At 61.3% G+C, this 8,869-nt stretch carries 9 protein-coding genes; 3 read left to right on the forward strand and 6 right to left on the reverse strand.

All coding sequences use genetic code 11. The features are described 5' to 3' along the window. Positions 1 to 22: 22 nt before the first annotated feature. Genes PHT20_RS05745 through queG form a run of 4 tightly spaced genes read right to left on the reverse strand, consistent with a single transcriptional unit; the run spans position 23 to position 3,833 of the window. A complete protein-coding gene (locus PHT20_RS05745) occupies positions 23 to 529 on the reverse strand; it encodes a GNAT family N-acetyltransferase (RefSeq protein WP_300082638.1) in 507 nt (168 codons plus the stop codon). A 4-nt stretch (positions 530 to 533) separates the two neighbouring features. Further along, positions 534 to 1,865: a phosphoglucosamine mutase gene (gene glmM, locus PHT20_RS05750; protein WP_301019796.1), complete on the reverse strand. Its 1,332-nt coding sequence runs from the start codon at positions 1,863 to 1,865 to the stop codon at positions 534 to 536. A gap of 50 nt (positions 1,866 to 1,915) precedes the next feature. After that, positions 1,916 to 2,776: a dihydropteroate synthase gene (folP, locus tag PHT20_RS05755; protein WP_300082632.1), complete on the reverse strand. Its 861-nt coding sequence runs from the start codon at positions 2,774 to 2,776 to the stop codon at positions 1,916 to 1,918. A gap of 13 nt (positions 2,777 to 2,789) precedes the next feature. Next, entirely contained in the window at positions 2,790 to 3,833 is a 1,044-nt protein-coding gene (gene queG / locus PHT20_RS05760; protein ID WP_301019802.1) for a tRNA epoxyqueuosine(34) reductase QueG, read from the reverse strand. A gap of 48 nt (positions 3,834 to 3,881) precedes the next feature. Here queG and tsaE point away from each other — a divergent pair, with 48 nt between their 5' ends. Continuing rightward, the gene (tsaE, locus tag PHT20_RS05765; RefSeq protein ID WP_301019803.1) at positions 3,882 to 4,442 is read left to right on the forward strand and encodes a tRNA (adenosine(37)-N6)-threonylcarbamoyltransferase complex ATPase subunit type 1 TsaE; all 561 of its coding nucleotides are present in this window, start codon (positions 3,882 to 3,884) and stop codon (positions 4,440 to 4,442) included. Beyond that, on the forward strand, positions 4,439 to 5,845 hold the full coding sequence (locus tag PHT20_RS05770) for an N-acetylmuramoyl-L-alanine amidase (RefSeq protein WP_301019797.1): 1,407 nt from the start codon (positions 4,439 to 4,441) through the stop codon (positions 5,843 to 5,845). Before tsaE ends, PHT20_RS05770 begins: the two co-directional genes overlap by 4 nt. A gap of 193 nt (positions 5,846 to 6,038) precedes the next feature. Here the strand turns inward: PHT20_RS05770 and PHT20_RS05775 are convergent, their stop codons facing one another. After that, positions 6,039 to 6,689, reverse strand: a complete 651-nt coding sequence (locus tag PHT20_RS05775; protein WP_301019798.1) for a nucleoside/nucleotide kinase family protein — start codon at positions 6,687 to 6,689, stop codon at positions 6,039 to 6,041. A 110-nt stretch (positions 6,690 to 6,799) separates the two neighbouring features. Beyond that, a complete protein-coding gene (locus tag PHT20_RS05780; RefSeq protein WP_301019804.1) occupies positions 6,800 to 7,795 on the reverse strand; it encodes a PfkB family carbohydrate kinase in 996 nt (331 codons plus the stop codon). Positions 7,796 to 7,926: 131 nt separating this feature from the next. Between PHT20_RS05780 and PHT20_RS05785 the strand changes: the two genes are divergently transcribed. Then, the coding region (locus tag PHT20_RS05785; protein WP_301019799.1) for a sugar ABC transporter substrate-binding protein at positions 7,927 to 8,869 on the forward strand (943 nt) is incomplete at its 3' end.

The following is an 8,869-nucleotide window of genomic DNA, read 5'->3' on the forward strand; positions in this document are numbered from 1 at the left end:
CAAGTTATTTTCGCTTGACCCCTTAGCCCAGCCACTTGTGCATAAAAAGGGCATTGCCCATGGCCGGGTCAAGCTGGTAGTTCTCGAACCCCAAGCGCTCATAAAGCTTGCGCGCCGGAGCGTTGCCTGAGAGCACTTCCAGTGTCAGCTTGCAAGCACCACGCGCCTGGGCCAGTTGCACCACCAGCTTGAGCATTTGCGCCCCCACCCCACGGCCGCGGTGACTGGCAGCCACCGCCACATCGTGCACATTCACCAACGGCTTGCAGGCGAAGGTCGAAAAACCTTCTACACAGTTGACCAAACCCACTGCCTGGCCAGTCAGGGCGTCGTCAAACGCCAGCACGCTGAACATCTGGGGGCGGCTGGCCAGCGCTTGCGGCAAATGGCTGCGGGCAAAGTCAGACAGCGGCTCGCCGCCGCCCATCGGATCGCGGGCGTAGCCGTCGAGCAAGTCAATCAGCGCGGCCATGTGGCTGGGGTTGGCATAGTCTGCCTGGCACACCCGCAAAGTTTGAAGCGTGGTCATCACTTCAGGCGCTGATGGTTTGGGCAATGCGCTGGGCGCAGGCTCGGGCTTGCACCGGGTCACGCGCCTCCACCATCACCCGCACCAGCGGCTCGGTGCCACTGGCACGAATCAGCACCCGGCCGGTTTGCCCCAGCTCGGCCTCTACGGCTTGCGTTTCTTCAGCCAATTGTGGGCTGGCGCGCCAGTCTTGCCCCGGCTGCAAACGGATGTTGATCAGCGTTTGTGGAAACAGCACCACGTATTTGAGCAAATCTGCCAGCGCTTGGCCACTGCGCACCACCGTTTGCAACACTTGCAAGGCCGAAATCAAGCCGTCGCCGGTGGTGTGCTTGTCCAGTGCCAGCAAGTGGCCAGAGCCCTCGCCGCCCAGCAGCCATTGGTTTTTTTCAAGTTCTTCAAGCACATAGCGATCACCCACTTTGGCGCGCACCAGGGGCACGCCACGGGCTTTGAGCGCCAATTCAACCGCCATGTTGGTCATCAGCGTGCCCACCACACCCGGCACCGCTTCGCCACGGCGCAAACGGTCGTCCACCATCAGGTACAGCACCTCGTCGCCATTGAACAAGCGGCCTTTGGCGTCGACCAGTTGCAAGCGGTCAGCATCGCCGTCCAGTGCCACGCCCAGGTCGGCACGGTGCGCTTTCACCGCCTCGATCAAGGCCGCGGGGTGGGTGGCACCCACGCCTTTATTGATGTTCAGGCCGTCTGGCGCGCAGCCAATGGCAATCACCTCAGCGCCCAGCTCGTGAAACACTTTGGGCGCAATCTGGTAGGCCGCGCCGTTGGCAGCATCCACCACAATGCGCAGGCCTTTGAGGGTGAGGTTGTTGGCAAACGTGCTTTTGCAAAATTCAATGTAGCGCCCAGCGGCATCGTCCAAGCGGCGAGATTTGCCCAGGTTGGCTGAGTCCACCCACACCGGGGCTTCTTGCAGCACGGCTTCCACATCGCGCTCCCACACATCGGGCAGCTTGGTGCCTTGGGCGCTGAAAAATTTGATGCCGTTGTCTTCAAACGGGTTGTGGCTGGCGCTGATCACCACCCCCAGCGAAGCCCGCTGCGCCCGTGTCAGGTAAGCCACCCCAGGCGTGGGCAGCGGCCCCAGCAGCACCACGTCCACACCGGCAGAGTTAAAGCCGCTCTCTAGTGCGCTTTCCAGCATGTAGCCTGAAATGCGGGTGTCTTTGCCAATCAAGACCGTGGGTTTGGCCTCCGTGCGCTTGAGCACGCGCCCCACGGCGTGCGCCAGTTTGAGCACAAAGTCGGCCGTGATAGGTGCCTGCCCGACCGTGCCACGAATGCCATCGGTGCCAAAAAATTGTCTTGTCATGTGGTGATTTCCCTTGAATGTGAGTGAATTTTGCGTCAGTACTGACGAAATTATCGTATGGCGGCCAGCACGCGCAGGGCTTGCACCGTCTCTTTCACGTCATGCACGCGCAGCACCGCAGCACCCCGCTCTGCCGCCAGCAAGGCCGCCGCTACACTGGGCACGGCGCGTTGCTGCGCCGACAGCACCTCGCCTTGGTCGGCGTGCACGGCCATGCCGGCCAAAGAAGACTTGCGCGACCAACCTGCCAGCAGGGGGTAACCCAATTGCAGCAATTCGGCTTGGCGCGCGAGCAAGGCAAAGTTTTGTGCCACGGTTTTGCCAAAACCAATGCCTGGGTCAAGCAAAATTCTGGCCTTTTCAACCCCTAGCCCTTGTAAATCAAGCGCAGAGCGCTCTAAAAAGCATTGCACTTGTGATACCACGTCGCCCTGCATGGGCTGCACCTGCATGGTTTGCGGGTCGCGGTGCATGTGCATCAAACACACACCGCAGCGGCCGTGCGCAGCCACCACCTTCGCCCCGGTCTGCGGCTCGCCCGGGTGTTGCCAGCGCAGCGCCCAAATGTCGTTGATGATGTCGGCACCCAAGTCCAGCACAGCTTGCATCACTTGCGGCTTGTAGGTGTCGACAGAAATCGGCACCCCCAGCGTGACCGCCGCACGCACCACCGGCAGCACCCGCGCCAGCTCGTCGGCCAAGCTGACCGGCACAGCGCCTGGGCGAGAAGACTCGCCACCAATGTCGAGCATGTCTGCGCCGTCTTTGAGCAATTGCTCGCAGTGCGCCAAGGCCTGGGTTGCACTGCCGTGCGCGCCACCGTCTGAGAACGAGTCGGGGGTCACGTTCACAATGCCCATCACTTTGGGCTGGGTCAGGTCTATGTCATATCGGCTGGTTTGCCATTTCATCTTTGTTCCTCCGTCATTGGGTCAACGCCCAGGTCACATGCTCGCGCACCAAGGCACTGGGGTGGGTCAGGCGGGTGGCCAGGGCAGTGCGCAAGGCGGGTTGTTCAGCCACCGGCGCCAGCGCCAGCGCATTGCCCAGCGCCACCGCCAGGTTGCGCAGCCAGCGCTCATGGCCAATGCGGCGGATTGGGCTGCCTTCGGTCAAGCGCAAAAATTCTTCTTCCGTCCAGGCAAACAGCGCCACCAAGGGCGCACCGACCAAGCCGGCACGCGCATCAAAGTCTGGCAGGCGGCTGGTTTGGGCGTATTTGTTCCAAGGGCAGACCAGCTGACAGTCGTCACAGCCGTAAATGCGGTTGCCCAGCAACGGGCGCAACGCCATGGGAATGGCACCGACATGCTCAATGGTCAAGTAAGAAATGCAGCGCCGCGCATCGAGCTGGTGCGGCGCAATGATGGCCTGGGTCGGGCAAACATCGATGCAGGCTTGGCAGCGGCCGCAGTGTGCAGACACCGGCGCTGTGGCGGGCAAGGCCAGATCCACATAAATTTCCCCCAAAAAAAACATCGACCCCGCCGTGCGGCTGAGCAGCAGCGTGTGTTTGCCGCGCCAGCCCTGGCCACTGCGGCTAGCCAGCTCAGCCTCCAGCACCGGAGCCGAGTCGGTGAATACGCGATAACCCAGCGGCGCGAGTTCAGCAGCCATGCGGTCGCTGAGTTTTTGCAGGCGCGCGCGCAGCACCTTGTGGTAGTCGCGGCCACGGGCGTAGACCGACACAATGGCCTCGGTCGGGTGGTGAAGCCGCGCCAGCTCACGCTGCGGCCAATCTGGCGCGGTGGCGGCGGGCAGATAATCCATGCGCGCAGTGATCACGCTCACCGTGCCAGGCATCAGCTCGGCTGGGCGGGCACGCTTCAAACCATGCGCTGCCATGTAATGCATGTCACCATGAAAACCGGCCGTCAGCCACGCGGATAATCCGGGTTCTGCCGCGCTCAAATCCACCCCGCTGATGCCAATTTGAGAAAATCCCAATGCCTGCCCCCACGCTTGAATGCGAGAGACCCATTGACTGCCACTGACCTGTTTGGTACTGATGTTCACCTGCCCATTGTAAAAACCCTGCACTGGCCTGATGAGGCCGCGTGCCAGCGCTTTGCCACGCAGCTGGCCGCACTGCCGGGCTTAAAGAGCGCCTACATTGAGCTGCAAGGTGAGTTGGGCGCAGGCAAAACCACGCTGGTGCGGCATCTGCTGCGTGCCTTGGGCGTGCAAGGGCGCATCAAAAGCCCTACCTATGCGGTGGTTGAGCCCTATGAACTGCCGGGTTGGAACCTCTGGCACTTTGACTTTTACCGCTTTGCCGACCCGCGTGAGTGGGAAGACGCCGGCTTTCGGGACATCTTTGCCAGCCCCGGCCTGAAACTTGCCGAGTGGCCGGACAAGGCTGCAGGCTGTGTGCCGCAAGCCGATTGGGTGCTGGCACTGAGCGTGCTTGACGCGGACCAGCGCCAGCTTCAACTCACTGCCCAAACCCCCCACGGGGGTGTATTGCTCAAAGAATTTGAGAGCAGTTCACGCAATGATGACGAGCGCTACAGCCCTATTTTGCCTAAAAATCTTTTTTCTACCCAGGCGCAGGCCACCACGGTAAGGACAGCGTGAAACGGCGTAGCTTCATCGAACAAGGTGCCCTGGTGCTGCTGCTGGGTCAGGCCCAGCTGGCGCGGGGTGCCAGCATTGTGGCGGTGCGGGTGTGGCCAGCGGCTGACTATTCGCGCGTCACCATTGAGTCCGACACACAGCTCACTTTCAGCCAAACCTTTGTGCCCAACCCGCCCCGCTTGGCGGTGGATGTGCGCGGCATTGACTTGAGCCCAGCGCTGAAAGAGCTGGTGGCCAAAGTCGGCCCGACCGACCCCACCATCAACGGCATTCGGGTCGGGCAGTTTGGCCCCGGTGTGGTGCGCTTGGTGGTGGACTTGAAGCAGGCCATCAGCCCGCAGGTGTTCACCTTGCCGCCGGTGGCGGCTTACCAGCACCGGCTGGTGTTTGACCTTTACCCTACCCAACTGGCTGACCCGCTGGAGACCTTGATTGCCGAGCGCCTGAAAGAGGCCACCCCCGCAGCCCCCACACCGTCCAAGCCAGCGCCCCCGGCAGTGGATGCCTTGGATGCATGGATGGCACAAGCCGCCAGCACCGCGCCTGCGGCAGCACCTTCTTCACCCGCCAACACTACAACTTCAGTAGCTACCAGCGCAGGCAATACAAGCGCTGCAGGTCAAAAAGGCTTGAAACATTCACCAGGTGCTTTCATGTCAGCCCCGACCCCGCAAGCCACCGACCGGCTGATCATCATTGCGCTGGATGCCGGCCACGGTGGCGAAGACCCCGGTGCCGTTGGACCCGGCGGCACACGCGAAAAAGATGTGGTGCTCAAGCTGGCGCACCGCATGCGCGCGCGCATCAACGGTGCCTCGGTCAACGGCAACGCCATGCGCGCTTTTCTGACGCGCGATGCCGACTACTTTGTGCCCCTGCGGGTGCGGGTTGACAAAGCGCGCCAGGTGCAGGCTGACCTGTTCATCAGCCTGCATGCCGACGCGTTTTTCACCCCCAACCCGCAGGGCGCGAGCGTGTTTGCCTTGAGCCAAGGCGGCGCCTCCAGCACGGCAGCACGTTGGATGGCGGCCAAGGAAAACAAGGCCGATGAAATTGGTGGCCTCAACGTCAAAGCCAAAGACCTGCAAGTCAAACGCGCCCTGCTCGACATGAGCACCACCGCCCAGATCAAAGACAGCCTGCAACTGGGCAGCGCCATGTTGGGAGAGATTGGCCGGGTTGGCAAGCTGCACAAACCGCGCGTGGAGCAAGCCGGTTTTGCCGTACTCAAAGCCCCCGACATTCCCAGCGTGCTGGTTGAAGCCGCGTTCATCAGCAACCCCGAAGAAGAAGCCAAACTCAACAGCGACGCCTTTTTAGACCGCTTGGCCGACGCGCTGATGCGCGGCATAGAGCGCTATTTTTCCAAGAACCCGCCGCTGGCCAGAAACCGCAGCACTTAAGCCAGGCGCTCTTAAGCCAGGCGCCCCCAAACAAATGCGCCCGGTCTTGCCCCCTCCCCCGCTGGGGGAGGGTTGGGGTGGGGGCAGCTGCGCAGGTGTGCCAGTGATGCTTGTGGGCTCAAGCCAGCCCCCATCCCAGCCTTCCCCCAGTGGGGGAAGGGGTGAAGTCACAAGCCGATAGAGATGCCAAGGTTCATATCCATGGCACAAACCGATCTGCACGCTGGCGGGTTTGGGCAATGCGCGCTGCATTGGGCTCATCGGTCTGTTCCATCCAGGCCAAAGCTGCCTCGTGCGTGCGGCCAAACTGCCTGTGGCGCGCCAGCAGCCGGGCTTGGCGCAGTGCTGGGGGCACGTCCAGGTACCAGCATTCGTCCACCAAAGTGCGCACTTGCGCCCAAGGCGCATCTTCTAAAAGCAGGTAGTTGCCCTCGGTCACGATCAGCGGGGTCTGGGCGTGCACGGCTATGGCACCGGCCACGGCTTCTTCAAGGTCGCGGCGGAACTCTGGCGCATAGACCGCCGCGTCACCGGGTTGCTGGGCTTTGAGGCGCGCAAGCAGGTTGACATAACCCGCTGCATCAAAGGTGTCTGGCGCGCCTTTGCGACCGCGCCGACCCAAGCGCAACAGCTCACTGTTGGCCAAATGGAAACCATCCATCGGCACCACTTGTAGCACGCCACCGAAGTGGCTGAGCAAGGTCTGCGCCAAGGTCGATTTGCCCGCGCCGGGCGGCGCCACCAAGGCCAAAATTTTGCGCCCACCGCTGGCCAGCAGATGGCGCACGCGCTGGCGGCACAACTCAGGCAGCACAGATAATTCAGGCAATTCAGGTGTTGTCATGGATGTTTAAATTAAATAGCTGCTCACGCAATGAATATAAGCGCTAGAGGCCAATTTTGCTTAAAAATTAGGTGGCATTTTTCTACCTGGCCAAACCGCTGCACCTGGGCTCACAGCGCCTCAAACGACTGCGCCACCGTTGCCATGCGATCTTGCACCTGGCTGCGCGTGGGCGGCACACAGCCACGCTGCAACACGCACAAGCTGGCACTGGCCACGGCGCTGCCCAGCACGTCTTGCGCCAGTGGCTGGGCCACATCAGTCGCGCCCCAATCTGCAGTCAGCTGATGTGCCAGCATGGCCACTACCAGCCCGGCCAAAAAGCAGTCGCCAGCACCCACGGTGTCTACCACCGCCAGGGGCGCCAGCTCACGCGCCCGAAACACCTGGCCACTGCGGGTCAGCAACGCGGAGCCGTGCGCACCCAGCGTGAGCGCCAGCACATTGGCCCGGCTGTTTTGCAACAACCGGGCGGCCTGGGCAAAGGCGTCTGCGCCGGGAATGGCCAAGCTGGCTAAATCTTCATCACTGACTTTGATGACATCGGCATATTGCAAGATCGTCAGCACATGGCGGCGGTATTGATCCAGGTTGGGCATCACCGAGGGGCGCAAGTTGGCATCAACCACCACCGTGCGCCCGGCTTGGCGCTGCGCGGCCAGCCAAGGCAAGTAAGTGTCGGCATCATCGGGCGCCAGTGCCAGCGCACCGGTGCAGACCAGGCTGAGAGTTTCAAAGTTTTGGCAGACCTGCGTCAGCGCTGCTGCACTGGTGGCACGGTCGGCCACGCCTTCACGGTAAAACGCGTAGTCTGGGTGGCCTTGGTCGTTGACGTTGACCACCGCCAGCGAGGTCACTGGCAGCACCGGCTCGGGCTGCGCCAACTGCACGCCGTCTTGCTGCAACATGGCTGCAAGCTGGCGGCCAAAGCGGTCACGTGAGAGCGGGTTAAGGTAAGCCGTGCTCACCCCTTGGCGCGCCAGCGCACGCGTCAGGTTGTACACCGCACCGCCCAAACAGGGCTCAAAACGCCCATCAGGGTGGGCGATGAAGTCGATCAACGCCTCGCCCGCGGTGGCCACTTGAACAGAAGAATTTATTTGCATCATGTTAGGGTTTTCCATAACTAAAACAACTTGATTTAGTAACTATTCTGCCACTATAGTTCAGCCACGCCGATGCAACAAGCGTAATTACCCCACCCGCCCCACCGGGCAACACAACGAGGAGCTTTTCAATGAAACTTTCTACCACCCTGATGCTCAGCAGTTTGACCCTGGCCTGCGGCACCGCATTTGCCGCCGACCAACCGGTGATTGGCTTGATCACCAAAACCGAGACCAACCCCTTCTTCGTCAAAATGAAAGAAGGCGCACAAGCCGAAGCCAAAAAGCTCGGCGTCAAGCTGATGACGGCCTCAGGCAAAAAAGACGGCGACACTGCGGCCCAAATTGCCGCCCTGGAAAATATGACGGCGGCCGGTGCCAAAACCATTTTGATCACCGCCAGCGGCGATGCCATCAACCCCACTGTGAAAAAAATCCAGGCCAAAGGTGTGCAAGTCATCGCGCTGGACAGCCCTTTTGAAGGTGCTGACGCCCTGTTTGCCACCGACAACTACAAGGCCGGTGTGCTGATTGGCCAATATGCCAAAGCCGCGCTGGGCAACAAGCCTGCCAAGATTGCCATGCTTGACCTGTTCCCTGGCCACCCGGTGGGGGCGCAGCGCCACAACGGCTTCATGACTGGTTTTGGCCTGAAAGCCAATGATGCCAAGTCCAACGAACTCTCCAGCACGGCTGAGACCGTGTGCGCCGGCGACACCGATGGCAACCAGGCCAAAGGCCAAACCGCCATGGAAAACTGCCTGCAAAAGAACCCTGACATCAATGTGGTCTACACCATCAATGAACCGGCCGCCGCTGGTGCTTACAACGCGCTGAAGAAGGCTGGCAAAGAAAAAGGTGTGTTGATCGTGTCGGTGGACGGTGGCTGCCAAGGCATCAAAGACACGGCCAAAGGCATCATCACCGCCACCAGCCAGCAATACCCACTGAAAATGGCCGCACTGGGTGTGGCCGCAGGGGTGCAATATGCCAAAGACGGCAAACGCTCCAGCGGCTACACCGACACCGGTGTGACCCTGATCTCGGCCAAAACAGTGGCTGGCGTGGACAGCA

Source organism: Rhodoferax sp., assembly GCF_028715765.1.
Classification (GTDB): domain Bacteria; phylum Pseudomonadota; class Gammaproteobacteria; order Burkholderiales; family Burkholderiaceae_C; genus Rhodoferax.

Bases quoted from the DNA above. Each gene is read 5' to 3' on its own strand.
- PHT20_RS05745 (WP_300082638.1), bottom strand. From the start codon at position 529: ATGACCACGCTTCAAACTTTGCGGGTGTGCCAGGCAGACTATGCCAAC.
- glmM (WP_301019796.1), bottom strand. From the start codon at position 1,865: ATGACAAGACAATTTTTTGGCACCGATGGCATTCGTGGCACGGTCGGG.
- folP (WP_300082632.1), bottom strand. From the start codon at position 2,776: ATGAAATGGCAAACCAGCCGATATGACATAGACCTGACCCAGCCCAAA.
- PHT20_RS05775 (WP_301019798.1), bottom strand. From the start codon at position 6,689: ATGACAACACCTGAATTGCCTGAATTATCTGTGCTGCCTGAGTTGTGC.
- PHT20_RS05780 (WP_301019804.1), bottom strand. From the start codon at position 7,795: ATGCAAATAAATTCTTCTGTTCAAGTGGCCACCGCGGGCGAGGCGTTG.